Here is a 24,432-nt window from a genome sequence, read left to right as displayed (position 1 = left end):
ACCATATTTCTCCTCTGCATCATCCCGGTTGGAAAAAGTTGGAGCCGGAGCCTATGCAACTCAGGGGCCGCGTCTTTATCGTCACGGGGGCCAGTTCCGGACTTGGCGCGGCTGTGACGCGCATGCTGGCTCAGGAGGGCGCGAGGGTGCTGGGGCTCGACCTGAAGCCTCGAGCGGGAGAGGCGCTTGCCGCCGAACTCGGCGCGGCGGTGTGCTTCCGAAATGCCGACGTGACGAGTGAGGCCGACGCCACCGCCGCTCTGGCGTTTGCGAAACAGGAATTCGGGCACGTCCACGGATTGGTGAATTGTGCCGGCACTGCGCCCGGCGAGAAGATTCTCGGCAGGAGCGGCCCACACGTACTGGGCAGTTTCGCCCGCACGGTCGCCGTCAATCTGATCGGGACATTCAACATGATACGACTTGCCGCCGAGGTCATGTCGCGGGGAGTGCCGGACGCCGACGGAGAGCGGGGGGTGATCGTCAATACCGCCTCGATCGCCGCTTTCGACGGGCAAATTGGCCAGGCCGCCTACGCTGCGTCGAAAGGCGGCGTCGCCGCGCTGACGCTTCCGGCCGCGCGCGAGCTCGCGCGTTTTGGAATTCGCGTCGTCACCATTGCGCCTGGCATCTTCGATACGCCGATGATGGCCGGTATGCCTCAGGATGTTCAGGACGCGCTCGCGGCAAGTGTGCCCTTTCCCCCCCGTCTTGGTCGGCCCGAGGAATATGCCGCCCTCGTGAAGCATATTTGCGAGAATACGATGCTTAATGGCGAGGTCATTCGCCTCGACGGGGCTTTGCGCATGGCGCCCCGGTAAGCATGGCCATGCAGGGAGGTTCGAATGAACAAGCAGGATCCTGTGGTCATCGTCGGGCAGGCCCGAACCCCGCTCGGCAGTTTCCAAGGTGAGTTGAGGGACCTTTGCGCCGCCGAGCTAGGGGCGGCCGCGATTGCCGATGCTCTGAAACGCGCCGGACTTGCGCCGGATGCGGTCGATGAGGTGATGTTCGGTTGTGTCCTGACCGCGGGACAGGGACAGGCGCCAGCCCGTCAGGCTGCGCTCGCTGCGGGTCTTCCTCCCGGCGTCGGCGCGACCACCGTCAACAAGATGTGCGGTTCGGGCATGAAGGCGGCGATGCTGGCACATGACCTGATCAAGGCGGACTCCGCCTCGATCGTGGTTGCGGGCGGCATGGAAAGCATGACCAATGCCCCCTATCTGCTGGACCGCGCGCGGCAGGGCTATCGCATCGGCCACCAGAAGGTGCTGGACCACATGTTCCTCGATGGCCTCGAGGATGCCTATGACAAGGGGCGCCTGATGGGCACGTTTGCCGAGGATTGCGCCGAAGCCTACCAATTCACCCGCAGCGCCCAGGATGAGTATGCCATTGCGTCTCTCGAGAAGGCGCAAAAGGCAAGTGCCGACGGCAGCTTTGCGGAGGAGATCGTCCCCTTGAGCATCTCCTCGGGCAAAGGGGAACGAACCGTCAGCCTGGACGAGCAGCCGCAAAAGGCGCGGCTCGACAAGATTCCCCTGTTGAAACCGGCTTTTCGCGACGGCGGCACGATCACGGCTGCCAACGCGTCTTCGATTTCGGACGGTGCGGCCGCGCTGGTGCTGATGCGCCGGTCGGCGGCGGATCAAAAGGGCATCGCGCCTCTGGCGACGATCTGCGGTCACTCCACCCATGCGGATGCACCCAGTCTCTTTCCGACGGCGCCGATCGGAGCGATCAAGGCACTCTGCCTGCGCATCGGCTGGGACATCGGTGAGGTCGATCTCTTCGAAATCAACGAGGCCTTTGCCGTCGTGCCGATGGCGGCAATGCGCGAGCTGGACCTTGCCGCGGAAAAGGTGAACGTCCACGGCGGCGCCTGCGCACTGGGCCATCCAATCGGCGCCTCGGGCGCCCGGGTAATCGTCACGCTCGTCAATGCGCTGCGCCGCCGCGGCCTCAGACGCGGCATAGCTTCCGTCTGTATCGGCGGCGGCGAGGCGACCGCGGTGGCGGTGGAGATATCTGGCTGAGGGAGGACAGGGCGCAGCACGCACGGGCGGCGCGCCTAGCAGGTGGAGGGTGGCGGGCATTGGCGGGCGCCGATGCCTCGGAGAAATAGAAGAGGCCCGTCCAGGGAACGATACGATCCAAAGTCGCCGGTACGGAATGCCTGACGCGTATCTCTGCGCGCCAGACGGCTTTCTGCGTCACGAGTGGGCAGCGCAGGAGGCTTCATCGGGGGCCCGCAGCAGTACTGGGAGCGCAACAATGAAGAAACTACTCTTGTCCGCCGTGGTCGCGACGTCGATCGTCGCACCCGGAGGCACTGCCTGGGCCGACATCCTGATCGGTGTCGCCGGTCCGGTCACGGGTCCGAACGCTGCTTTCGGAGCGCAGTTCGTCAAGGGCGCGGAACGTGCCGTTGCCAATGTCAACGCCGCCGGCGGTGTGCTTGGCGAAAAGCTCAAGATCGTCATCGGGGACGACGTTTCGGACCCCAAGCAGGGCATTTCGGTTGCCAACAAGTTCGTCGCGGACGGCGTCCGCTACGTCGTGGGGCATTACAATTCCGGCGTATCGATCCCCGCTTCGGAAGTCTATGCGGAAAACGGTGTGCTCCAGATCACGCCCGCATCGACAAATCCGCAGTTCACCGAGCGCGGCCTTTGGAACACGTTCCGCACCTGCGGGCGTGACGACCAGCAGGGCAAGGTCGCGGGCGAGTACATCGCTGCCAATTTTCACGGGGACAAGATAGCGATCGTTCACGACAAGACGCCCTACGGGCAAGGTATCGTCGACGTGGCGAAGCAGGTGCTGAACGGCTCAGGCATCGAAGAAGTGCTTTACGAGGGAATTACCGCCGGAGAGAAAGACTTCTCGGCGCTGATCGCCAAGATGAAGAATGCCGGCGTGACGCTCATCTACTTCGGAGGACTGCATACCGAGGCCGGCCTGATCATGCGACAGTCCGCCGATCAGGGGCTCGGCGCCACCCTCTTTTCCGGCGACGGCATGGTTTCCAGCGAACTGGCGTCGATCGCCGGCGACGCAGTCGTGGGGACGCTGAACACCTTCGCTCCCGATCCGCGGCGCAATCCGGCCGCCAAGGAGGTGGTCGAAACCTTCCGTGCCGCCGGCTTCGAGCCGGAAGCCTATACGCTCTATGCCTATATCGCCGTGCAGATCGTTGCCGCGGCCATCGAGAAAACGGGTTCGGCCGACGACGCGCAGAAGGTCGCCGAAACCATCAGGGCGGGTGGACCGTGGTCGACCGTCCTGGGTGAGATCGGTTATGACGAAAAGGGCGATATCACGCGTCCGGATTATGTGATCTACGAATGGAAAAAGGGCGAGGACGGAAGGCCGACCTATTTTCAGAAATAGAGCACCGGCGGTTGCATGAAGTGCGGCGCTCGTGAGCGTCATGGCTGCGGCAGGAGAGGGGCTGCCGCAGCCATGATCCGGCGACGGAATTCAGATCCATATCTCAAAGCGTTGGCAAGACCGCCCGAACATGTTCGGCGAAGGCCGCGACCGCGGGAGATTGGTGGTCGGCGTCAGCGAACGCCAGCAAGATGCCCAGATGCGGCAGTTCCGGAAGCGGCGCATTCAGGATGTGGAGATCCGGCGGAACGGCTTCCTGCGTCATGACGCTGACGGCAAGTCCGGAGCGTGCAAGACCGATCAGACCAGCAAGACTGTTGCTCGCATAGGATATCTTGTAGCGCAATCCGGCGCGCGCCATCGCCTCCCGGGCTGCGCGATGGTCCATGGCGTTCGACGCCGGCAGGGCCAGGGGCACCGTGTCGCCGAAATCATGCAGCTCCAGCGCCGGCTTGCTGCCGACCCAGGCGAGCGGCTCCGTTCTGATGATGGTTTCGACGTCGTTCAGGTTGGGCGTCGAAACGAGCGCGAGATCGACCTTGTGCGATTGCAGAAGCGCCCGCAATTCGGCCGTGGGAGCGGATACGACCTTGATTTCGACGTCGGGGTATTTTGTGCCGAAGCTCCTCAGGAGCGTCGGGAAGAAGGATATCAGATAGTCCTCCGGGCTGCCGAAAACCATGGAGCCGTGCAAACCCTTTTCGGAAAAGGCCGACACCGCCTCGTCGTGCATTTTCAGGATGCGTTCGGCATGAGCGAGGAAGCGTTCGCCGCTGCCGGTGAGCCGAACACCGCTGCCGCTGCGATGCAGCAGGCACTGGCCGAGCATCTCCTCGAGCCGCTGCATCTGCATCGTGACCGCGGATTGCGTACGCCCGACCTGCACCGCCGTCGCGCTCAGCGACCCGGAATGGGCAGCATGCACGAAGGTGATCAGCAGGCGGAGGTCGAGCGGTCCATGCATATCAGCTTTCCTTATATCTGAATCCCAATACTATCAATTTTACACAGAACTTGTCAGCCGCTATCGATTCCCAGGTGTTTGGAGGCTTACAATGTCGAAAAATCAGGATCCCGCCTTCTGGGCGGCCGCGAGCAGGCATCTGATACGCTATGGCGGAAGCTTCGACCCGGCGATCATCGAGCGGGCCCGGGGCTCCTTCGTTTTCGATGCGGACGATCGGCCCATCCTCGATTTCACATCGGGACAGATGAGTGCGTTGGTCGGCCATTCCCATCCGCGGATCGTCGAAACCGTCCAGCGACAGATGGAAAAGGTCGCGCATTTGTTCAGCGGAATGCTGTCGCGGCCTGTCGTCGACCTGGCAGAGCGCCTGGCCGCCCTGGCGCCCGGTCTGGACAGGGTCATGCTGCTTTCGACCGGGGCGGAGTCCAACGAGGCGGCGATCCGCATGGCCAAGCTGGTCACCGGCAGGCATGAAATCGTCGCCTTTTCCAAAAGCTGGCACGGCATGACGGGCGCGGCGAGTTCCGCCACGTACAGTGCCGGCCGCAGGGGATATGGCCCCGCGATGGTCGGCTCGCTCACCATTCCCGCGCCCAACGCGTTCCGTCCGCGCTTTCGCCATCCGGACGGCAGCCTCGACTGGGAGACGGAACTGGAGGATGCCTTCGCGCTCATAGACAGCCAGTCGACCGGCAGCCTCGCCGCCTTCATAGCCGAGCCGATCCTGTCGAGCGGCGGAATGCTCGAATTGCCTCAGGGCTATCTCGCAGCGTTGAAGGAGAAATGCCACGCGCGCGGAATGCTGCTGATTCTGGACGAGGCGCAAACCGGGATCGGCCGGACCGGCAGCATGTTCGCATTCCAACGCGACGGCGTCACGCCCGACATACTCACGCTTTCGAAGACGATCGGCGCCGGCTTGCCGCTTTCCGCCGTGATGACGACCGCCGAGATCGAAGACGCGGCACATGAGAAGGGTTTCCTCTTCTACACGACCCATGTGTCGGATCCCTTGCCGGCCGCGGTAGGGCTGGCCGTGCTCGATGTCGTTGCCGAGGAAGGGCTCGTCGACCGCGCCCGCCTGACAGGCGCGAAGCTCTTCGACGGGCTGTCGCAACTGAAGCAGAGGTTCGAATGCGTCGGCGACGTTCGCGGCCGCGGCCTCATGCTCGGCGTCGAGATCGTTAAGCCGGGCCCGAGCAGGAGCGCCGATCACGAGCTTGGCGGCAGGATCGCCGCCGAGGCTTTCCGCCGGGGATTGAGCATGAACATCGTCAAGCTTCCCGGCATGGGCGGCGTGTTCCGTATCGCGCCGCCGTTGACGATTTCCGAGGAGGAGATCGACCTCGGGCTGGGCATCATCACGCAGTCCATCGAAGCGGCTCTGTCTCTCGGCGCGGGCCTTCCCGATCTTGCGGCAGAATAGGGAAGGCAGCCGATGACCGAAACGAATCGCACCGGCGATGGCCTTGGCGACGGAGCCGAAACTCCGTCGCACGCGGCCGACACCATTCGTGTCCTTGTCGCCAAGCTGGGCCTCGATGGCCATGACCGCGGCGCCAAAGTGGTGGCGCGCATTCTGCGCGATGCCGGCATGGAAGTGGTCTATACGGGGCTCTACAAGTCGCCAAAGGACGTCGTCGCGGCGGCGATCCAGGAGGATGTCGACGTCATCGGCGTCAGCCTTCTTTCGGGGTCGCATGTCCCGCTCTTTCGCGAATTGTGCCGCTGCCTTCGCGAGGAGGGCGCCGAGCACGTTTTAGTGGTCGCCGGCGGCGTGATCCCCGAGCAGGACTATCCCGCCTTGCTGGAATGCGGCGTCGATGCGATCGTTCCGCAGGAGGCGCGTGCGGAGGTGATCGTCACGGCGATTGCCGACCTCGTTGCCGCCCGTGGCCGCATATGACCGTCGTCACGCAGCCCGGATCGGCGAAGCGTGGGGTCTACACGCCCTCCACGGAGTTGGCCGAGGGCGTCCTGGCCGGGCGGCCGATCGCCATTGCCCGGATGATTTCCCGCGCCGAAGAGGGGCACAGGGAAGCGACCTTTGCCCTGGGCGAACTCTACAAGCGCGGTGGAAGAGCTCATGTCGTCGGGATTACCGGCGTCCCGGGCGCAGGCAAGTCCACGCTCGTTTCCGCCCTGATCAAGGCCTATGCCGCCGAAGGCCACAAGGTCGGCGTCATTGCGGTCGATCCGAGCAGCCCGTTTTCGGGTGGCGCAATACTGGGCGATCGCGTCCGGATGAGCGATGCGGCCGCGGCGGGCAATGCCTTCGTGCGCAGCATGGCGACCCGAGGTCACCTCGGCGGACTGGCGCGCTCGACACTCCAGGCCGTCGATATCCTCGACGCGGCGGGTTATTCGCCGATCATCATCGAAACGGTCGGAGTGGGACAAGACGAGGTGGAGGTGGTCGCGGCGGCGCACACGATCCTCGTCCTGTCCGCGCCCGGCCTCGGTGACGACATACAGGCGATCAAGGCCGGCATCCTGGAAATCGCGGACATCCACGCCGTCAGCAAATGCGACAAGCCCGAGGCATCGGCAACGGTGTCGGCGCTTCGGGGGATGATGGCGCTTGGCGGAGACGGCACCGGTTCGGACTGGAAGCCGCCTGTCCTGCCGGTCAGCTCCGTTTCGGGCGAACGCATCCGCGAATTGAAGAACACCATCGGGGAGCACTGGGCGCATCTGAACGGAAGTGGCGAACTGGCCGACCGTCAGCGCAACATCTGCAGGACGCGCATTCTCGGAACGGCCAGGCACCTGTTTCAGCAGAAATTTCAGCGGGAGCCAGAGACGCTCGAGCGGCATGTTCGGGCCGTGGCGGACCGGCGGATCGATCCGTCCGTCGCCGCGCGCGCTCTGCTGGGTTGGGAGGACAACTCATGGACGACGTGAAACTGTTCTCGGGAGCGGCGATCGAAGACATCCGGCGAAGACAGACCGAATGGGAGGAGGGCGCTTTAGCCGCCGCTCTCGAAAGGCGGCCGGAGGAGAAGCCGGTGTTTGAGACGGAATGCGGCATCCCGCTGAAGCGGGTCTATACGGCGGCCGACATTGCCGATATTCCCGCAAGCGAGCTCGGTTTTCCGGGCGCCTATCCCTTCACGCGGGGCGTCTATCCGACCATGTATCGGGGCCGTCCCTGGACCATCCGCCAGGTCGCCGGCTTCGGCAACCCCGAGGCGACCAACCAGCGCTACAAATACATGATCCAGACGGGTCAGACCGGTCTTTCGACCGATTTCGACCTTCCGACGTTGCTGGGGCTAGATTCCGACGACCCTATGGCCTTCGGCGAGGTCGGGCGTGTCGGCGTCGCCATCGATACGGTGGACGACGTCGACCGCTTGTTCGACGGCATCGACCTCGAGAAGATCTCGGTCTCTCTCACCATAAATCCCTCAGCCTGGGTCATCTACGCCATGTTCGTCACGGTGGCGGAACAGCGTGGTTGCGACCTGCATAAGCTCACCGGCACGCTGCAGGCCGACCCGCTCAAGGAATACGTTGCCCAGAAGGAATGGATCTACCCGGTCCGGCCGGCCGTCCGGCTGCTGCGCGACCTCATTATGCACAGCGCCTGCGCCACCCCGAAGATCAATCCCGTCAGCCTCAGCGGATATCACCTCTCGGATGTCGGCGGGAACGCGCTTCAGGAAATCGCTTTCATCATGGCTTTCACCATCGCCTATTGCGAAGAGGTGACCAAGGCCGGCATGGATATCGACGAGTTTGCCCCCCGCCTGTCGTTCTTCTTCATCAGTCATCAGGACTTCTTCGAGCAGATCTGCAAGTTCCGGGCCGCGCGGCGCGTCTATGCCAAGATCATGTCGGAGCGCTTCGGCGCACGCAGACCGGAATCCATGCGTCTGCGCGTGCATGTGCAGACCGCTGCCATGAGCCTGACCAAGGTCGAGCACCACAACAACCTCATGCGAACCGCCATTCAGGCGCTCGGCGCCGTGCTCGGGGGATGCCAGAGTATGCATACCAACGGTCTGGACGAGGCTTTCGCCATCCCGACCGAGGAGGCGATGAAGCTCGCCATCCGAACCCAGCAGATCATCCGCGAAGAGATCAACGTGACCTCGGTGATCGATCCTCTCGGCGGCTCCTACTTCATCGAGCGGCTGACGAAGGACATGGAGGGCGAAGTCTGGAAGATGCTCGATGAAATCGACGAACGGGGCGGCGCGATCAAGCTGGTGGAGGAGGGGTGGTTCCAGCAGAAGCTCGCCGACTCCGCCTATGCGACCTTCAAGAAAATCGACTCGGGAGAAAAGATTTCGGTCGGCGTGAACAAATACGCCGATCCGGCGACCAGTACGGCGGATGTGCACATTCATCCTTATGACGAGCATTGCACGCAGCTGCAAATCGACCGTCTGAACGCCGTGAGGGCGAACCGTGACAACGGGCGCATCCAGCGCCTCCTGAAGGAGCTTGCCGAGCAGGCGCAATACGAAGACGTCAATCTGCTGCCGAAAACGATCGAACTGGTGAAGGCCAAGGCGACGCTCGGTGAGATCTGCGGCGCTCTTCGGGAGGTCTGGGGCTCCTATGCCGAGCCAATGATCGTGTGAGGAGGGAGACGATGAACAACACTGTCATCTCCAAGAACGAGGGAGCGGTCGCCTGGGTAAGGCTGAATCGCCCGGAGCGGCTGAATGCGATGAATCGGCAGCTCGTCGACGGGCTCTCCCGGGCGCTCGCCGACGCGGAAGCGGACGAAGGCATACGCGCCGTGATTCTTCATGGCGAGGGCAGGGCGTTCTGTTCCGGCGACGACCTCAAGGATCTCGATGCGCAGACCGCTTGCGAGGCGGATACGCGAGCCTGGGTCGAGGCCATTCAGAACATCACGCTCCAGATCATGCAGTCGCGCAAGATCGTGATTGCGGCCGTGCACGGCTGGTGCGTCGGAGGCGCGCTGGAATGGGCCTTCAACTGCGATTTCCGGCTGTTTTCCGAAAGTGCCCGCTGGTTCTTTCCCGAGGTGACCTACGGCTTGTTCGTGACGGGAGGCGTAACCGCATTGCTGACGAAGCAGGTCGGGCCACAAGTGACGAAGGAGCTTCTCATGCTCGGCGAGCGGCACGATGCGAGGAAGGCGCTGGACGTCGGCATCGCCTGGAAGGTCGTCCCGGACGATCGCCTGCTGGAGGAGGCGCGGGAACTGGCTCTGAGGATCGCGGAGCGTCCCGCAGACGCTGTCGCGGACGCCAAGCGCGCCATCAATGCCGGCCTTCACTCAACCCTTCAGGACGCTATGGCACGAGAGACCGCAGCCACGGTTCGTGGTTTCCTCTCTCCGCAGGCGCAGGCAAGAGCAAAAGAGTTTTGACCGTGTCGCAAACAACAGTCACCGTTTCCCGCTCGCCCGTTCCGGGCATGCACGACGACGAGATCGAAGACCGGGTCCTGCCGAAGATCCTTCTCCGTCAGGCCGAGCGTTTGGGATCGGCGCCCTTTCTCGATATTTGCGGGCGCCGGGCGAATTTCGAGGAGATGTTCGATGTCTCCTGGCGACTTGCGAGCGGTCTTCGCATGCTGGGCATCGGCAGGTCCGACCGGGTTGCGATGCTGCTTCCCAATTGCTTCGAACTCGTGGCGACCTGGTTTGCGGTTTCGAACCTCGGAGCCATCGAAGTGCCGAACAATCCCGATCTGAAGGGCGAACTGCTCTGGCACAATCTGAACAATTGCGGGGCGGGGGTGCTGGTCACCGACGCGCGTGGCGTGATCGAGCTCGCAAGGTTGGAGCAGAGGCTGCCGGACCTGCGTACCCTCGTCCTGGTCGGCGTCGATCCCGCCGAAGCGCGTGCGGCCGGCCTGCGGATCGACCGCATCCTCCGCTTCGAGGAATGCCTGGCCTCCCTGCCGGCCGTCGACCTTGCAGGGCTGCATTATTCCGACCCGATGGCGATCCTCTATACCTCCGGTACGACCGGCCCCGCCAAGGGCGCCCTGATGTCGCATCATCATTGCTATTCATGGACGGCGGCCATGGCCGCCAATCTCGGATACAGCACCGACGACAGCTATTTTTCGGCATTGCCGCTGTTTCATACCGATGCCCAGATGTTCGGCGTCTACTTGCCTTTGATCTACGGCACCCGGGCGACGCTGGTCGAAGGGTTCAGCGCCTCGCGTTTCTGGGAGCAGGTTCGTGAAAGCGGTGCGAGCGCGACCAATCTCCTCGGAGCCATGGCCGTCATACTGATGCGGGCGGCGCCCTGCGAAGGCGACAAGGATAATCCGGTGCGGGTTTGCCAGTGCATTCCCATGGTGCCGGAAAAGGAGGCCTTCGAGCAGCGCTTCGGCATGCGCCTTGTCACTGGTTACGGCCAGACGGAAACCAGCTTCGTGACCCTCGACACGGTGGATGCCACGCGGCCGGGCTCTTGCGGAAAGCCGCACCCCGACTGGGAAGTGGCCGTCGTCGACGAAAAGGACAGGCCGCTGCCGCCGGGCACGGTCGGCGAAATCGTCTCGCGCCCGAAAAAGAGCTGGAGCATGTTTTCCGGCTACTACCGGGCAGACACCAAGACGGTGCAGACTCTGAGAAACCTCTGGTACCATTCCGGCGATGCGGGGGTGATGGACGAGGATGGCTGGCTCTACTTCAAGCACCGGCTGAACGAGGCCATCCGGCGCCGGGGCGAGAATATCTCTGCCTATGAAGTGGAAACGCTGGCCGAAGCGCATCCCGATGTCGTCGAGAGCGCCGCATTCGGCGTCGCGTCCGAGTTCACCGAGGAGGACATCATGGTGGTCGCTTCGCGCCGGCCGGGCTCGACGCTGACGCCGGCGGAACTGCTCGACCATTTCCGCGCGCTGGCGCCGCGCCATATGGTCCCTCGTTACCTCGAGATCACGGACGCGCCGCTTCCGCGCACCCCGACCGAGAAGATCGCCAGGAGCATCCTGCGGCAGCGCGGTGTCAGCCCGGGGACATTCGACCGGGGTTCACGCTGATCCCGCCTCACCGGCGCCCGCTCGGCTTGCCATCCTCCCTTCGATGCGAGAAGTAGGAGCGTATCGAATTGAGCTGCGGCAGCCGACGTCTGTAACCGGCAGCCGATCCACGCGGACTTCTCCGGATTGCGGCGGTCCGCCGAACCGGAGAAAGGGCGAATGACGACAATCACGATAGACGATGCGCTCGACCGCGCCGGAACCGGCGCCTACCAGCGCCGCCTCATCGCCATTTTCGGTCTGGTTTGGGCCGCCGACGCGATGCAGGTGCTGGCGGTCGGCTTCACGGCCGCATCGATCGCCGCCACTTTCGGGCTGTCGGTTCCGCAAGCGCTGCAGACGGGCGCGCTGTTCTTTCTCGGGATGTTGTTCGGCGCCGCGGGTTTCGGCAGGCTTGCGGACCGTATCGGCCGCCGGCGCGTCCTGATTGCCACCGTCGCCTGCGACGCAGTCTTCGGCCTGCTGTCGGTCTTTGCACAGGATTTTTCTATCCTGCTTCTGCTGCGGTTCCTCACCGGCGCGGCGGTGGGGGGAACTCTGCCGGTCGACTATGCGATGATGGCGGAGTTTCTGCCTGCTCGCAATCGCGGCCGCTGGCTGGTGATGCTGGAGGGCTTCTGGGCCGTCGGCACGCTCATCGTTGCGCTCGCCGCATGGGGTGCGAGCCTCGCCGGGGTAGCGGACGCGTGGCGCTACATTTTCGCCGTGACTGCACTGCCGGCGCTGATCGGCCTGGGGCTGCGTTTCCTGGTGCCGGAATCGCCGCTCTATCTGCTTCGCCGCGGAAAGACCTCCGAGGCGAAGGCCATCGTCGACCGGATCCTCGTCGTCAACGGCAAGACGCAGCTTGGTGCCGATGCATCGCTGGTGTCGTCGCCGGTGGCGCAGAGCGCCGGCATTTTTTCGGTCGATCTTCGCAAGCGCAGCCTGATGATCCTGGCCATCTGGTTTCTGGTCTCGATATCATATTACGGCGTCTTTACCTGGATGCCTCCGCGGCTCGCGGGCGAAGGCTTCGGGTTCGTTCGGGGCTACGGTTTCCTCGTCGTCCTGGCGTTGGCGCAGATCCCCGGCTACGCGCTGGCCGCCTACGGGGTCGAGAAATGGGGCCGAAGACCTACCCTGATAGGCTTCTGCCTCCTCTCGGCACTTGGCTGCCTTCTCTTCGTGATTGCCGGCACTGCAACGCTGATCGGGGCTTCGCTCCTGATCATGAGCTTCGCCTTGCTCGGCACCTGGGGCGCCCTTTATGCCTATACGCCGGAACTCTATCCTACGGCATCGCGGGCGACGGGAATGGGTGCTGCCGGCGCCATGGCCCGGCTCGGCGGCTTGCTTGCTCCATCGCTGATGGGGCTGGTGGTGGCGCAGAGTTTCGGTCTCGCCATCGGCATCTTTGCCGGCCTTCTGCTCGTGGCTGCCGTTGCGGCCTTTCTGATCGACGCCGAGACGCGCCAGGTTTCGCTGGCCTGAGCTCTCCGCAATGATGTGAGCTCGCTGCGATTCCCGGCGGGTCGGCAGGCTCATGTTCTACTCTGCCGCCTTACGTCGGCCGAGCGAGACGTCCGTCGTGTAGTTTTCGCGCATGAAGTCGATGAAATTCTGCTGGAACTGCCGCGTATGGGCATGCGCCAACTCGTCGGCGAGGTCGACGTTCTTCACCCGGATCGCCTCGAGCATCAGATTGTGCTCGTCCGTCAGCAGATATCCTTCATGCGTTCGCTCCAGATACTCGAAATGGAGATGGAGCATCCGTTGCCCCTGGTTCAACAGCCGCTCGTAGAACGCGGCGAGATAAGGGTTCTTGCCGGCCGCCGCGATCGCAATGTGGAATTGCTTGTTCGCCTCCGACATCTGCAGATGATTGCCGGACTTCACCGCCGCTTCGAACTCCTTCTGCCGCCTGGCGATCGCCTTCAGGTCGGCCTCCGTCCGCAGTTCGGCGGCAAGGCGGGTGTTCATGCGTTGCGCGATATCAAGCGCTTCAACATATTTCGGGAAGGTTCCGACCTCGATCGGCGCGACGATGGTGCTGCGGTTCGAAAGCGTGACGACGAGATCCTCGCCGGCAAGCCGGATCAACGCCTCGCGTACGGGTGAGCGCGACATGTCGAACCGCTCGGCGAGCGTGTTTTCGTCGAGAAGCTGGCCGGGAGGGATGGTCAGCGCCAGAATCTCGTTCCGCAACGTCTCGTAGACGCTTTTCCAGCCCGTACCCTTTGCCCGTTTCGTCTCTGTTTCCTCAGACACTTACGTCCCTTTCCCGTTGACCGGCTGCATAACGCCAGAACGCGCATCCCAAGACAATGTAATTTTTCCGCTTGACAATGTCGACACAGAGACGACATTAATTTGAATGTCGACACGAAGACGACACCAAAACTGAAGATCGGCTCCAAGCCGGCGAGAGGAACCGCGCGTCACGCGCGTCAAACAGAGGAAACGACGATGCTTTCGAAGATGTTTTCGCCCGTGCTGCGGGTGCTGCCTGCGCTTGCCTTGATGACTGGACTTTCAACCGCTGCCGCCTCGGCCGAAACCGCCGAAGGCTACTGGCAAGGCGTACAGAAAGCCGGCGTTCTTCGTTGCGGCGCCGCGGTCGCACCGCCCTACGTCATGCGCGATCCGGCTTCCGGGGAATATTCCGGTTTCTTTGCCGATCTTTGCCGCGAGTTCGCCGATGCATTGAAAGGGAAGGCGGAATTCGTGGACACGAGCTGGGACAACATCGTCGCCGGACTCCAGGCGGGAAAATGGGACCTCTCCCTTGCCCTGAACAGGACGCCGGCCCGCGCAATGGCCGTGCAGTTCTCGATCCCCGCGATGGAATATCAGATCTCGCTCGCTTACAATAAGGAAAACCCCAAGGTCCCAAGCGGCGCCACGTCCGTTGCCGACGTCGACAAGAAGGACGTGACGCTGGCCGTCATGTCCGGGACTGCGCAGGACAAGGCGATTACCGCCGCGATCAAGAACGCGACGATTCTCCGGCTTCCCGGCAACGACGAGACACGACTCGCCCTCGTGTCGCGGCGCGCAGATATCCTCGTCGATGCCTCCGACACCAATCAACTCTTCACCCAGTCCAATCCCGAGTGGGCGGTTGCGTTGAACCCTACGCCGGCATTGGCGAAGCAAGGCGTTGCATTCGGCATGCCGCATCGGTTGTCGGCGGCCGACGTCGAAGTGCTGAACATCTTTCTCGAGGAAAAGGTCGCGACCGGTCACGTGGATGAGCTGATCCGCAAGGCCGTCGACGAAGTGCTCAAGAGCGCTCAATGACGAGGGCCGGGCCGGGCACGCCACCGTTTGCCCGGCCTCTCATCCCTTCTTTTGACCAGCGAGATCGGCGATGACCATGTCCTTCAGTGCCCCCCTTGTCAAAATCCAGTCTCTCCACAAGAGCTATGGACCGCATATCCAGGTGCTCAAGGGCTTGGACATCGAAATGAAGCCCGGCGAAAGGGTCGTAGTCATCGGCCCGAGCGGCGGCGGGAAGAGTACGCTGCTGCGCGTCATGATGGGCCTCGAGAAGATCGACAGCGGTGCGATCAGCTTCGGCGGCAAGCCATACATATCATCGCAGGGAGCCGACAAGAAAACCGTCATCGACACCGAGGTGCGGCGCTCGATCGGCATGGTGTTCCAGCATTACACGCTGTTCCCGCATCTGAACGTCACTCAGAACCTGATTCTCGCGCCGTGCAAGGTACGCGGCGAGAACAAAGCCAGTGCCACTAAGCGTGCCCAGGCGCTGCTCGAGCGCTTTGGCCTTGGCGCAAAGGCCAATGCCTATCCGGCGCAGCTCTCCGGTGGCCAGAAACAGCGCGTGGCGATCGCCCGCGCTCTGATGCTCGACCCCAAGTTGATGTTGTTCGACGAGGTGACCTCGGCGCTCGATCCCGAACTCGTCGCCGAAGTCGAGCAGGTCATCCTGCAGCTTGCTGCCCAGGATATGCCGATGATGATCGTCACCCATGACATGTGGTTTGCGAAGAACATCGCCTCGCGCGTCATCTTCTGTGCCGGCGGCATCGTGGTTGAAGACGGGCCGCCGGAGCAGGTGCTTGGTTCTCCAAAGGAAGAGCGCACCCGCGAATTCATCGACCGCGTCTTCCATATCCGGCACTAGGAGCGAGCGATGGATTACACGTTCGACTTCCAGTCCATCTCCTTCGGGCCGCTATGGGAAGGGCTGATGGTCACGCTGCAATTGACAGCCGCTGCCAATCTCATCGGCGTCGTGCTCGGATTTCCGCTGGCACTCCTCATCATGAGCCGCTTTGCGCCGGTACGGGTGCCGGCGGTGCTTTTCGTCGAATTCTTCCGGTGTACGCCGGCCATCGTGCAGATCGTCTGGTTCTTCTATTGCGTGCCGATGATGTTCAACGTCTTCCTCGGATCGATGACGATGGGCATCCTCGCACTCGGCCTCAATCTGATGGCCTTCAACGCCGAGGCATACCGCGCCGCGATCCAGGCGGTCCCACGCGAACAGCTCGATGCCGGCATCGCGCTCGGGCTCAATCCGCTCCAGCGCACCCTCCATATCGTCCTGCCGACCGCGGTTCGGGCTTCGATCCCGGTCCTGCTCACCAATGGTATCGGCATCTTCCAACAGAGCGCCCTGGTCGCGATCGTCGCAGTACAGGACCTCATGTATCAGGCGAAGACGCTCGCGACGGAGACCTATAGGCCGATCGAGACCTTCACGATCGTCGCGCTCGTCTATTTCGCCGTCTCGTTCCCAGTCTCGCAGATCGTCGGCTTTCTCGAACGTCGCCGTCAGCTGATGACGAGTTGAGGAGAATACTGATGGCTCTCGACTTCTCCATCGTCCTCCGCTTCCAGGAAGCCCTTGCGCTCGGTCTCTGGATGACCATCAAGCTGACGCTGATCTGCGTCGTCCTCGGATGCAGCCTCGGCTTCTTCATCGGTCTCGCCCGCGCATCGCGGAGCGGCATTCTGCGGGTCGTTGCCGGCATCTATGTCGAGTTCTTCCGCGGCACGCCGGTGCTGATCCAGCTCTTCTGGATATTCTTCTGCCTGCCATTGATCCTCGGCGTCGAGCTCTCCAATCTCGCCTCGGGAGTGATCGCACTCACCCTCTACATGGGCGCGATCACCAGCGAGACGTTCCGTGCATCGCTGAAATCCATCGGCCGCGAGCAACTCGATGCCTGCGTCGCGCTCGGCGTGCCGCGCCGGGTTCAGGTGACGAGCGTCATCCTGCCCCAGGCGGTGCTGCGCGCCGTCCCGACGCTGCTGTCGAATTGCGTCAGCCTGTTCAAGGAAAGCGCGCTCGTCTCCGCAGTCGGCATGGCCGACCTGATGTTCGTCGGACAGAACATTTCCAACAACACCGCGCGCCCGGTCGAGGTGCTGACGGTGGTCGCCCTCATCTACTTCGTCATTGCCTTCCCGCTGACGCGCGCAGTCACGCTCGTCGAGCGGCGCGTGCTCGCCAAGCTCGCCATCTGAACCGAATTCTTTCTAAAGGAGATATTCCATGAAACTGTCTGGCGTCATGCCCGCGCTCGTCACTCCGTTCGACGCGAACAACAGGGTCGACTTCAAGGCTTTTGAAAAGCTTCTGGCGCATCTGCGCGACGCCGGTGTCACAGGCTGGGTTCCGAACGGCTCGACCGGCGAGTATTTCAGCCAATCCACTGAAGAGCGCCGCGACGTGCTGCAATTCGTCAAGGATTTCGCCAGACCGGGGGAAATTCTGATCGCCGGTACCAACGCGTCGGCCACCCGCGAGGTCATAGAACAGACGGCGATCGCCAAAGAGATTGGCTACGATACTGTGCTGCTCGCTCCTCCGTTCTACACCCGGCCTGCGCAAGCCGAACTGATCGGGCACTATGAAACCGTGCTCGATGCCGTGGACGTAAACCTGGTCCTCTATTCCTATCCGGCCAAGGATGGGTCGGATATCGGTTACGAACTGATGGACCACTTCGCCGACAATCCGCGCGTGATCGGCATCAAGGAAAGCTCCGGGGTGCTGCAGCGCGCAATCGACATCGCCAGTCGCTACGACGGCCGCATTCAACTGGTTTCCGGCTCGGATGACATCGCGCTCGACTTCATGTTCTGGGGAGCAGAGAGCTGGATCTGCGGACCGTCGAACTGCATGGCCAAGGCCTGCTGTGACCTCGACCGGACCTTCAAATCCGGCGATCTGGATACGGCACGTCAGCAGATGAAGACGCTCTTCCGGGCGATGAACATCCTCGAAAGCGGCAAGTTCGTCCAGAAGATCAAATATGGTTGCGAACTTCAGGGTTTGCCCGTGGGTGAGTGCCGCGCGCCGCTCGGTCCTCTGACCGAGGATGAAAAAGCCGAGTTCCGCGCCGCGATGGAGCCGATCCTGAACTGCTAGAGCGGGATGACGAAAAGCGTGCGGTTATCCGCCCGCATCCCGCGTCTCAAAAATCATCGTGACCTGAGAGCCGGGGGAAAAATGAAAGTTGCTCTTCGGTTCTCACGCTCAGGATTAGAGGATAGATCGTGTCTCCCATCGCAGTCGTCGGCGCCGGCATCATCGGTGTCACCATCGCCTTCGAGCTTCAGCGCCGCGGACTGAACGTGGTGCTGGTCGACCGCGACGGGCCTGGCAAAGGTGCCTCCTATGGCAATATGGCCTCGATCGCGATCACGGAGTTCATGCCCGCCTCGCGGCCTTCGGTCTGGGCGAAGATGCCGAAATGGCTTGTCGATCCGGAAGGACCGGTGCGCATCCGCCCCTCCTATCTGCCGAAACTCGCGCCCTGGTTTCTTCGGTTTGTCGAAGCGAGCCGTCCGTCGCGTGTGAGGGAGCTGGAGGCAGCAGGGGCCGTGCTGTGCAGCCGCGTCTACGAAGATCTTCTGCCTCTCCTCCGAAGGGCGGATCTTGAGGACATGTTGACCGAGGAGGGCTGCCTCAGCCTCTATGCGGACGAAGCCGAGTTTCGGGCGGACCGGGAGCATATAGAGGTTCTCGAACGCTTCGGCTTTCGTCACAAAATCCTGGACGGGCCCGGGATTCGCGACCTTGAACCCGCATTGACGTCGAAGATCGAGAAGGCGGTTCTTTTTCCCGACAATCGTTCCGTCATCGACCCGTACGAGCTCGTGGTGAAACTGAGTGAGAAATTCCTGTCGCTGGGCGGCAGGATCGAGCAAGCGGAGGTCCTCGGCTTCAGGCATGCGGACGGTGTCAAAGGGCTGCGCCTCGACGAGGGTCGCTCGCTGGACGCATCCGCGATCGTGCTATGCGCCGGCGCCTATACAGGCAGGCTGTCGCGACTTCTCGGCGAGCCGATCCCGCTCGAAACCGAACGCGGATACCACACCCAGATCATGGCTTCAGGCATTTCGATGCGCCACTCGGTGATCTGGCCGGCGCGTGCATTCATGGTCACTCCGACGGCCGGCGGCATCCGCGTCGGCGGCACGGTGGAGATGGCGGGCCTCGACGCCGCTCCGGACTATCGGCGGGCAAAGGTGCTCGTCAGGCGGGCGCAGGACGCCCTGCCGGATTTGCGACCTGAGAAGGCCACGGAGTGGATGGGCCATCGGCCGGCGCTCCCCGACACGGTGCCCATCATCGGCTCTTCGGCGAAGCATCCCGGCATCTTCTACGCCACGGGTCACGGGCATCTGGGGCTCACCTATGCGGCGACGACCGCGCGGCTCATCGCCGACCTCGTCACGGGCGCCCAACTCCCGATCGACATCAAACCATACCGCGTGAACCGGTTCTGATTTCAGAACGGGCGACCAGAACGAATGGAGCGAAGAATGCGCAGCGGACTCTTTATCGACGGAAAATGGGTGGCACCGGTCAAAGGCGGAACTTTCGGCATCGTCAATCCGGCCACGGAAGAGGTCATTCACAAGGCTGCCGCAGCGAGCGCCGAGGATGTGGACATTGCCGTCACGGCGGCACGCCGTGCTTTCGATAAGGACGGCTGGCCGAAACTTTCCGGCCGAGAGCGCGCGCGCTTTCTCCGAGCTATCGCCGACGGCATCCGGGCACGGCAGGGGGAGATCGCAAGGCTGGAGGTTATCGACAACGGCAAGCCGCTTCCTGAAGCGGACTGGGACGTCGCCGATGCCGCCGGTTGTTTCGATTTCTATGCCGGACTTGCCGAACAGCTCGACAACGATCCGGAGGAGACGATCGCGCTCGCCGATGCCCGGTTCACCTCGAAGGCCGTCAGGGAGCCGATCGGTGTTGCCGGCGCCATCATCCCCTGGAACTACCCGCTTCTGATGGCCGCCTGGAAGGTTGCGCCGGCGCTCGCCGCCGGCTGCACGGTCGTGCTGAAACCGGCGGAGGTTACGTCTCTTACCGCACTCGAACTCGCGGCGGTGGCCGACGAGGCGGGCTTGCCGCCGGGGGTCCTCAACATCGTGACAGGGGCAGGCTCCGTTGCCGGACAGGCGCTCATCGACCACAAGGGGGTCGACAAGCTGGCCTTCACCGGCTCCGGTCCGGTCGGTTCGAAAATCATGGCTGCTGCGGCTCGCGACATTAAACGGGTGAGCCTGGAACTTGGCGGCAAGTCGCCTTTCGTCGTTTTCGACGATGCCGATATCGACGAGGCGGTCGAATGGATCATGTTCGGGATCTTCTGGAACCAGGGTCAGGTCTGCTCGGCCACGTCGCGCGTCCTCGTGCAGGAGCGGATTTATGATCGCCTGCTGTCGCGTCTGATCGAGAAGACGAAAAAGATCATGATCGGCAACGGTCTCGAGGAAGGCGTACTGCTCGGGCCGCTCGTCTCCAGGCGCCAGTACGAGCAGGTGCTCAGGGCGATCGAGGCGGCGAAAGCCGCCGGCGCGACCATCGCATGCGGCGGCAAGCGCCCTGAAGGTTTCGACAGGGGTTACTACCTCGAGCCGACGATCCTGACCGACGTGCCCTTGGAAAGCGACGCGTGGCGCGAGGAGATTTTCGGGCCGGTCCTCTGCATCCGCCCGTTCTCGACGGAAGACGAAGCAATCGAGCTTGCAAACGATTCCCGCTTCGGCCTCGCTGCGGCTGTCATGTCGAAGGACGATGTCCGCGCCGAACGGGTCGCCGCCGCCTTCCGCGCTGGCATCGTCTGGATCAACTGTTCGCAGCCGACCTTCACCGATGCGCCCTGGGGCGGTTACAAGGAGTCGGGCATCGGCCGCGAGCTCGGCCGCTGGGGTCTCGAAAACTATCTCGAGACGAAGCAGATCACCCGTTTTGCCGCTGGCGAGAAATGGGGTTGGTACATCAGATGACCGGCAATATTTCGATGGATTGGGACAACTCGCTCGACCTGCTTCTGGTTCATTGCCAGGGCGAGATCGGCAAGGTGATCGTGGGCGGTGCGCCGGAAATCCCGGGCGCGACCATGCTCGACAAAATGAACCACATCAACATGGTGGACGACAGCCTCCGCCGCTTCGTGACCTTCGAGCCGCGCGCCGGCGTTGCCATGTCGGTCAATCTGCTCGTCGCGCCGACGCGGCCCGACGCCGATGCGGGCTTCATCGTGCTGCAGGCCGACCGCGCTCACCCCATGTCCGGCAGCAATTGCATCTGCGTCGTGACCGCACTGCTTGAAAGCGGACGGGTTGCGATGCGCGAACCCGAAACGATCGTCCGGCTCGACACGCCTGCGGGATTGATCGTCGCACGGGCCGATTGCTTCCAAGGGCGCTGCCTCTCGGTCAGCCTCGACAATGTGCCAAGTTTCGCGGAAGCGTTGGACCGGGACATAGAGACGCCGCGCTGGGGCCGCATCAAAGTCGATGTGGCTTTCGGAGGCGTCTATTACGCGATCGTCGATGTCGACCGAATCGGCAGCGATATCGCACCGGCCAATGCGCGCTATCTGGCCGAGGCGGGCATCGAGCTGAAGTCGTTGCTTGCCGAGCAGGTGAAAGTAAAACATCCGGATCTCCCCGGGGTCGATGAGATCGCCTATGTGATGTTCCGCGGCCATGAGCCTGACGGGGTGGTTCGCACATGTACGACACTTAAACCGGGCCGCGTCGACCGGTCGCCGTGCGGCACGGGAAGCTCGGCAAACCTTGCGACGCTCTATGCGCGCGGTGAAGTTGTCGTGGGAGACCGGCGGACGTCCCGCTCGATCATCGGCGGCGAATTTGTTGCGGAAGCGATCGGCATCACGGAAGTGGGCGGGCATCCCGCGGTGCTGCCCCGGATCACGGGGCGCGGCTGGGTCTACGGTCGCGAACAGCTCCGTATTTCCGATGAGGACCCCTTCAAGAATGGTTTTGCACTCTCTGACAGTTGGGGACCACAGGTTCACTTGCTGACGGAGGAAGAATGATGGCCGACGAACCGGAGTCGCTCGACGGCCAGAGAGTGCTCGTGACCGGAGCCTCCGGTGGCATTGGCGCATCGATCGTCGAACGCCTCGCTGTCGAAGGCGCCCGGCCGTTGATCCACTACGGTAAAGACAAAGCCGCCGCCGAGGCGCTTCTTGCCCGCATTTCCGGGCGCGGCATCATCCTCCAGGCTGACCTGTCCCATTCCGAAGGCCCTTTCGAACTTTGGCGCAAGGCCGAAGAGGCGGTCGGGCGAATACACGCCCTGATCAACAATGCGGGCATCCGCACCGAGATATCGATCGACGCCGATCCCGCAGCCTGGAAGGCGGCCTGGCAAAGGGAGTTTCAGGTGAACTTCTTCGCAGCCGCAGATCTCTGCAAGGAGGCGCTCAGGCATTTCAAGGCGAATGGGGGCGGCCGGATCATCAGCATGGCGAGCCGGGCGGGTCAGCGCGGCTACGCCGCCGACGCCATGCCATATGGCGCCACGAAAGCGGCACTCGTGAACCTCACAAAGTCGATTGCCCGCAGCTTCGGCCGGGACGGCGTCGTCGCCATCGCCGTCGCTCCCGGCTGGGTGCGTACCGGCATGGCCGAGGATTTCGTCGCCCAGTACGGCAAGCAGGCGGTGGTCGCCGACATTCCCATCGGCGAAATGGCGGAACCGACCGAAGTGGCCGAGCTGGTCGCATTCCTGTTGCGCCCGTCGCAATCGTCGCTGAATGGGGCGACGCTCGACGTCAACGGCGGCAGCTACATCCGATAAGAGAGTTTAGGACCTGGGCATGAAGAGGTTCCAAGGCAAAGTCGCCATTGTCACGGGCGGAGGCGGCGGCATTGGCTCTGCGGTCTCGCGCAGGCTATCGGACGAAGGCGCATTGGTCGTCGTCTCCGACGTAAACGCCGATGCGGCGGACGACGTCGCGGCGGAGATCGTGGCGGCGGGCGGCTCCGCGATCGCAATCGCCGCCGATATCGCCCGGAAGGAGCCATGCTTCAGCCTCATTGCTCAGGCTTTCGATCAGAGGAAGCGCACCGACATTCTCGTCAACAACGCGGGCATCAACCGGCGCGGCAACCTCCTGTCGCTCACGGACGACGACTGGAATGCGAGCTTCGCGGTAAACCTCGATTCGATGTTCCACCTATGCCGCGCAACCATCCCGCACATGATCGATGCCGGCGGCGGCGCGATCGTCAACACCGCCTCGCAATGGGGCCTTTACCCGGCACCAGATCACATCGCCTACAACACGACCAAAGCGGCGGTGGCGGCGTTCACCCAGAATCTGGCCCGGGACTATGCTCCGCACAAGATCCGCGTCAACGCCGTCTGCCCCGGCGAGATCCACACGCCGATGCTCGAAGCGGGCGTGAAGCGATCAGGACGAACCATTGCCGACCTCGACAAACTCGTTCCCTTCGGGCGGATCGGAAAACCAGAAGAAGTGGCAGCCCTCGTCGCTTTCCTCGCATCCGACGAGGCCGCCTTCATGTGCGGCTCGCTCGTTGAACTAACGGGTGCGCAGGCCGTGGCATAGAGCACTTCCAGGAAGAGTGTGTAACGTCGATGGCCGGGCAATCACCTCGACCAACTCTCCGGCTTCCAAGTGCCGTTTGACCTCGTATGCGATGCACGCTTCGGCGCCGTTGGCGACAACGCGCGCAGCGTCCAGGAGTTCGGCGTTACACACAGACAAATGCTACCGATTCAGGTGCTTTTTATCTTGCCGTTCATTCCATTGGGGTAAAAGCCACCCTTGCTGACGCCTTCCTTGTGGGAGAGATAAACGATGCGTAGCACCTCTTGCGGGGTCCGGGTGAACGCGATCGCATCCGGCGTCGAGGGAACGATGTTGGCCTTGCCATCCATCTGAATGCCCTGATCCTTGTCTTCCGCGCCATCAATTTTATCCCGTGCGTCGGATACCGCTTGCGCGGCCTTCCAGGCTTCTTCGCCCTTTCGGTAAAGGGTGGATCGCGCCATGCCCATGTGGTAGGCCTCGACTGCCAGGATGCCGGCGGCGGCGGCGAGAAAGTCCTTGTTCTTGAGGACGGTGGCTGCTCCGGCATAGGCGGTAACGCCAACATCTTCGAATAGCATGCCGCCGAGCACGAAGTTCGTCTCATTACCGAACGGATCAAAGTCCTCGCCGAGCCCCGCCGCTTTCGCGACCGCGGCAAAGCCGGCGTCGAAATCAATGGCCGGCCTCGGCACAGCCTGATCTGCAAGCGTCTTGCGATAGAATCTGACGTGCGCAAGTTCGTTTTCCGCAACCTCCCGCATGAACGCGCCAATCGCAGGGGTAGCGAAGGAGACTTGCTTGCCGCCGGTCACCGGGCCGGCGTCAGAACCTGCATCGGAATCATCGATGCCTTTGCCAGTCGTGCCACGCAGATAGTACTCAGCTTCCATGTATTCGAGGTTGAGCGCAAATTGGAATATGTCCTCGTCCTCGACGTCACTCGGCTCGTCGGCCTGCGATATCGAGGGGAAGCCTGCGGTTGAAACGAGCGTCGCCCCGAGGCCAAGCTGCAAAAGGCGGCGGCGCGGAAGGAAAATTGATGGCAGTGCACGGATCATGGCTTCCTCCTTGAAGCCCGCCCGGCGTCAGTCTTGGCTCCTCAGGTGCGGGCCAACTCTGTCGAACCTTGCACGAGGCGAAATGTTCCGGAACATGCCTGCTGTCGCCCCTTATCCGACTTCGTCTCGGGCTTGCTGCATCTCGTCCGCGCGTAACCGGTTCGAAATCTGCTGTACC

The 24,432-nt window shown here is 62.8% G+C and carries 23 protein-coding genes; 20 read left to right on the top strand and 3 right to left on the bottom strand.

The window, feature by feature from the left end:
• Positions 1–53: 53 nt before the first annotated feature.
• The 3 genes from AC5J09_RS02570 (at position 54) to AC5J09_RS02560 (ending at position 3,393) form a co-directional block, all read left to right on the top strand.
• Positions 54–821 (top strand): SDR family NAD(P)-dependent oxidoreductase, encoded by a 768-nt coding sequence (locus AC5J09_RS02570; RefSeq protein ID WP_494296796.1) that lies wholly within the window; start codon positions 54–56, stop codon positions 819–821.
• Positions 822–845: 24 nt separating this feature from the next.
• The gene (locus tag AC5J09_RS02565; RefSeq protein WP_494296795.1) at positions 846–2,036 is read left to right on the top strand and encodes an acetyl-CoA C-acyltransferase; all 1,191 of its coding nucleotides are present in this window, start codon (positions 846–848) and stop codon (positions 2,034–2,036) included.
• A gap of 238 nt (positions 2,037–2,274) precedes the next feature.
• Positions 2,275–3,393, top strand: a complete 1,119-nt coding sequence (locus tag AC5J09_RS02560) for a branched-chain amino acid ABC transporter substrate-binding protein (RefSeq protein ID WP_494296794.1) — start codon at positions 2,275–2,277, stop codon at positions 3,391–3,393.
• Between the two features lie 103 nt (positions 3,394–3,496).
• On the opposite strand, the gene AC5J09_RS02555 is transcribed toward AC5J09_RS02560, so the two are convergent.
• Positions 3,497–4,357 (bottom strand): LysR family transcriptional regulator, encoded by an 861-nt coding sequence (locus AC5J09_RS02555; RefSeq protein ID WP_494296793.1) that lies wholly within the window; start codon positions 4,355–4,357, stop codon positions 3,497–3,499.
• Between the two features lie 91 nt (positions 4,358–4,448).
• Between AC5J09_RS02555 and AC5J09_RS02550 the strand changes: the two genes are divergently transcribed.
• The 7 genes from AC5J09_RS02550 (at position 4,449) to AC5J09_RS02520 (ending at position 12,820) form a co-directional block, all read left to right on the top strand.
• Positions 4,449–5,786, top strand: a complete 1,338-nt coding sequence (locus AC5J09_RS02550; protein ID WP_379937564.1) for an aspartate aminotransferase family protein — start codon at positions 4,449–4,451, stop codon at positions 5,784–5,786.
• A 12-nt stretch (positions 5,787–5,798) separates the two neighbouring features.
• Entirely contained in the window at positions 5,799–6,266 is a 468-nt protein-coding gene (locus tag AC5J09_RS02545) for a cobalamin B12-binding domain-containing protein (RefSeq protein WP_494296792.1), read from the top strand.
• Positions 6,263–7,264, top strand: a complete 1,002-nt coding sequence (gene meaB / locus AC5J09_RS02540; RefSeq protein WP_494296791.1) for a methylmalonyl Co-A mutase-associated GTPase MeaB — start codon at positions 6,263–6,265, stop codon at positions 7,262–7,264. Before AC5J09_RS02545 ends, meaB begins: the two co-directional genes overlap by 4 nt.
• Entirely contained in the window at positions 7,252–8,952 is a 1,701-nt protein-coding gene (locus tag AC5J09_RS02535) for a methylmalonyl-CoA mutase family protein (protein WP_494296790.1), read from the top strand. The genes meaB and AC5J09_RS02535 overlap by 13 nt, the downstream gene beginning before the upstream one ends.
• Before the next feature lie 11 nt (positions 8,953–8,963).
• The gene (locus AC5J09_RS02530; protein ID WP_494296789.1) at positions 8,964–9,713 is read left to right on the top strand and encodes an enoyl-CoA hydratase/isomerase family protein; all 750 of its coding nucleotides are present in this window, start codon (positions 8,964–8,966) and stop codon (positions 9,711–9,713) included.
• Positions 9,714–9,715: 2 nt separating this feature from the next.
• Positions 9,716–11,347: an AMP-binding protein gene (locus AC5J09_RS02525; protein ID WP_494296788.1), complete on the top strand. Its 1,632-nt coding sequence runs from the start codon at positions 9,716–9,718 to the stop codon at positions 11,345–11,347.
• A 159-nt stretch (positions 11,348–11,506) separates the two neighbouring features.
• A complete protein-coding gene (locus tag AC5J09_RS02520) occupies positions 11,507–12,820 on the top strand; it encodes an MFS transporter (protein ID WP_494296787.1) in 1,314 nt (437 codons plus the stop codon).
• Positions 12,821–12,877: 57 nt separating this feature from the next.
• Here AC5J09_RS02520 and AC5J09_RS02515 read toward each other — a convergent pair whose 3' ends face one another.
• Positions 12,878–13,597, bottom strand: a complete 720-nt coding sequence (locus tag AC5J09_RS02515; protein WP_100673296.1) for a GntR family transcriptional regulator — start codon at positions 13,595–13,597, stop codon at positions 12,878–12,880.
• Positions 13,598–13,795: 198 nt separating this feature from the next.
• Between AC5J09_RS02515 and AC5J09_RS02510 the strand changes: the two genes are divergently transcribed.
• The 10 genes from AC5J09_RS02510 to AC5J09_RS02465 all read left to right on the top strand — a co-directional run bounded on the left by AC5J09_RS02510 (position 13,796) and on the right by AC5J09_RS02465 (position 23,211).
• Positions 13,796–14,629, top strand: a complete 834-nt coding sequence (locus tag AC5J09_RS02510) for a substrate-binding periplasmic protein (RefSeq protein WP_494296786.1) — start codon at positions 13,796–13,798, stop codon at positions 14,627–14,629.
• A gap of 70 nt (positions 14,630–14,699) precedes the next feature.
• Positions 14,700–15,479, top strand: a complete 780-nt coding sequence (locus tag AC5J09_RS02505; protein ID WP_324765399.1) for an amino acid ABC transporter ATP-binding protein — start codon at positions 14,700–14,702, stop codon at positions 15,477–15,479.
• A gap of 9 nt (positions 15,480–15,488) precedes the next feature.
• Positions 15,489–16,151, top strand: coding sequence for an amino acid ABC transporter permease (locus tag AC5J09_RS02500; RefSeq protein ID WP_494296785.1), 663 nt, complete (start codon positions 15,489–15,491; stop codon positions 16,149–16,151).
• An 11-nt stretch (positions 16,152–16,162) separates the two neighbouring features.
• Positions 16,163–16,828, top strand: a complete 666-nt coding sequence (locus AC5J09_RS02495; protein WP_494296784.1) for an amino acid ABC transporter permease — start codon at positions 16,163–16,165, stop codon at positions 16,826–16,828.
• A 28-nt stretch (positions 16,829–16,856) separates the two neighbouring features.
• A complete protein-coding gene (locus AC5J09_RS02490; protein WP_494296783.1) occupies positions 16,857–17,735 on the top strand; it encodes a dihydrodipicolinate synthase family protein in 879 nt (292 codons plus the stop codon).
• 128 nt (positions 17,736–17,863) lie between these two features.
• Positions 17,864–19,099, top strand: a complete 1,236-nt coding sequence (locus AC5J09_RS02485; RefSeq protein ID WP_494296782.1) for an NAD(P)/FAD-dependent oxidoreductase — start codon at positions 17,864–17,866, stop codon at positions 19,097–19,099.
• 36 nt (positions 19,100–19,135) lie between these two features.
• Entirely contained in the window at positions 19,136–20,611 is a 1,476-nt protein-coding gene (locus tag AC5J09_RS02480; RefSeq protein WP_494296781.1) for an aldehyde dehydrogenase family protein, read from the top strand.
• 14 nt (positions 20,612–20,625) lie between these two features.
• The gene (locus tag AC5J09_RS02475; RefSeq protein WP_494297051.1) at positions 20,626–21,669 is read left to right on the top strand and encodes a proline racemase family protein; all 1,044 of its coding nucleotides are present in this window, start codon (positions 20,626–20,628) and stop codon (positions 21,667–21,669) included.
• On the top strand, positions 21,669–22,436 hold the full coding sequence (locus tag AC5J09_RS02470; RefSeq protein WP_494296780.1) for an SDR family NAD(P)-dependent oxidoreductase: 768 nt from the start codon (positions 21,669–21,671) through the stop codon (positions 22,434–22,436). Before AC5J09_RS02475 ends, AC5J09_RS02470 begins: the two co-directional genes overlap by 1 nt.
• 19 nt (positions 22,437–22,455) lie before the next feature.
• On the top strand, positions 22,456–23,211 hold the full coding sequence (locus AC5J09_RS02465) for an SDR family NAD(P)-dependent oxidoreductase (protein ID WP_494296779.1): 756 nt from the start codon (positions 22,456–22,458) through the stop codon (positions 23,209–23,211).
• A 170-nt stretch (positions 23,212–23,381) separates the two neighbouring features.
• On the opposite strand, the gene AC5J09_RS02460 is transcribed toward AC5J09_RS02465, so the two are convergent.
• Positions 23,382–24,254, bottom strand: coding sequence for a ferritin-like domain-containing protein (locus tag AC5J09_RS02460; protein WP_494296778.1), 873 nt, complete (start codon positions 24,252–24,254; stop codon positions 23,382–23,384).
• Positions 24,255–24,432: the final 178 nt, after the last annotated feature.

Source organism: Sinorhizobium sp. (genome assembly GCF_059070375.1).
Note: the sequence above shows the minus strand (reverse complement) of the source record. Positions and strands in the feature narration are given on the sequence as shown.

Bases quoted from the DNA above. Each gene is read 5' to 3' on its own strand.
- AC5J09_RS02520 (WP_494296787.1), top strand. From the start codon at position 11,507: ATGACGACAATCACGATAGACGATGCGCTCGACCGCGCCGGAACCGGC.
- AC5J09_RS02550 (WP_379937564.1), top strand. From the start codon at position 4,449: ATGTCGAAAAATCAGGATCCCGCCTTCTGGGCGGCCGCGAGCAGGCAT.
- AC5J09_RS02555 (WP_494296793.1), bottom strand. From the start codon at position 4,357: ATGCATGGACCGCTCGACCTCCGCCTGCTGATCACCTTCGTGCATGCT.
- AC5J09_RS02460 (WP_494296778.1), bottom strand. From the start codon at position 24,254: ATGATCCGTGCACTGCCATCAATTTTCCTTCCGCGCCGCCGCCTTTTG.
- AC5J09_RS02465 (WP_494296779.1), top strand. From the start codon at position 22,456: ATGAAGAGGTTCCAAGGCAAAGTCGCCATTGTCACGGGCGGAGGCGGC.
- AC5J09_RS02510 (WP_494296786.1), top strand. From the start codon at position 13,796: ATGCTTTCGAAGATGTTTTCGCCCGTGCTGCGGGTGCTGCCTGCGCTT.
- AC5J09_RS02470 (WP_494296780.1), top strand. From the start codon at position 21,669: ATGGCCGACGAACCGGAGTCGCTCGACGGCCAGAGAGTGCTCGTGACC.
- AC5J09_RS02500 (WP_494296785.1), top strand. From the start codon at position 15,489: ATGGATTACACGTTCGACTTCCAGTCCATCTCCTTCGGGCCGCTATGG.
- AC5J09_RS02490 (WP_494296783.1), top strand. From the start codon at position 16,857: ATGAAACTGTCTGGCGTCATGCCCGCGCTCGTCACTCCGTTCGACGCG.
- meaB (WP_494296791.1), top strand. From the start codon at position 6,263: ATGACCGTCGTCACGCAGCCCGGATCGGCGAAGCGTGGGGTCTACACG.
- AC5J09_RS02565 (WP_494296795.1), top strand. From the start codon at position 846: ATGAACAAGCAGGATCCTGTGGTCATCGTCGGGCAGGCCCGAACCCCG.
- AC5J09_RS02570 (WP_494296796.1), top strand. From the start codon at position 54: ATGCAACTCAGGGGCCGCGTCTTTATCGTCACGGGGGCCAGTTCCGGA.
- AC5J09_RS02480 (WP_494296781.1), top strand. From the start codon at position 19,136: ATGCGCAGCGGACTCTTTATCGACGGAAAATGGGTGGCACCGGTCAAA.
- AC5J09_RS02505 (WP_324765399.1), top strand. From the start codon at position 14,700: ATGACCATGTCCTTCAGTGCCCCCCTTGTCAAAATCCAGTCTCTCCAC.
- AC5J09_RS02560 (WP_494296794.1), top strand. From the start codon at position 2,275: ATGAAGAAACTACTCTTGTCCGCCGTGGTCGCGACGTCGATCGTCGCA.
- AC5J09_RS02475 (WP_494297051.1), top strand. From the start codon at position 20,626: ATGGATTGGGACAACTCGCTCGACCTGCTTCTGGTTCATTGCCAGGGC.
- AC5J09_RS02530 (WP_494296789.1), top strand. From the start codon at position 8,964: ATGAACAACACTGTCATCTCCAAGAACGAGGGAGCGGTCGCCTGGGTA.
- AC5J09_RS02545 (WP_494296792.1), top strand. From the start codon at position 5,799: ATGACCGAAACGAATCGCACCGGCGATGGCCTTGGCGACGGAGCCGAA.
- AC5J09_RS02495 (WP_494296784.1), top strand. From the start codon at position 16,163: ATGGCTCTCGACTTCTCCATCGTCCTCCGCTTCCAGGAAGCCCTTGCG.
- AC5J09_RS02535 (WP_494296790.1), top strand. From the start codon at position 7,252: ATGGACGACGTGAAACTGTTCTCGGGAGCGGCGATCGAAGACATCCGG.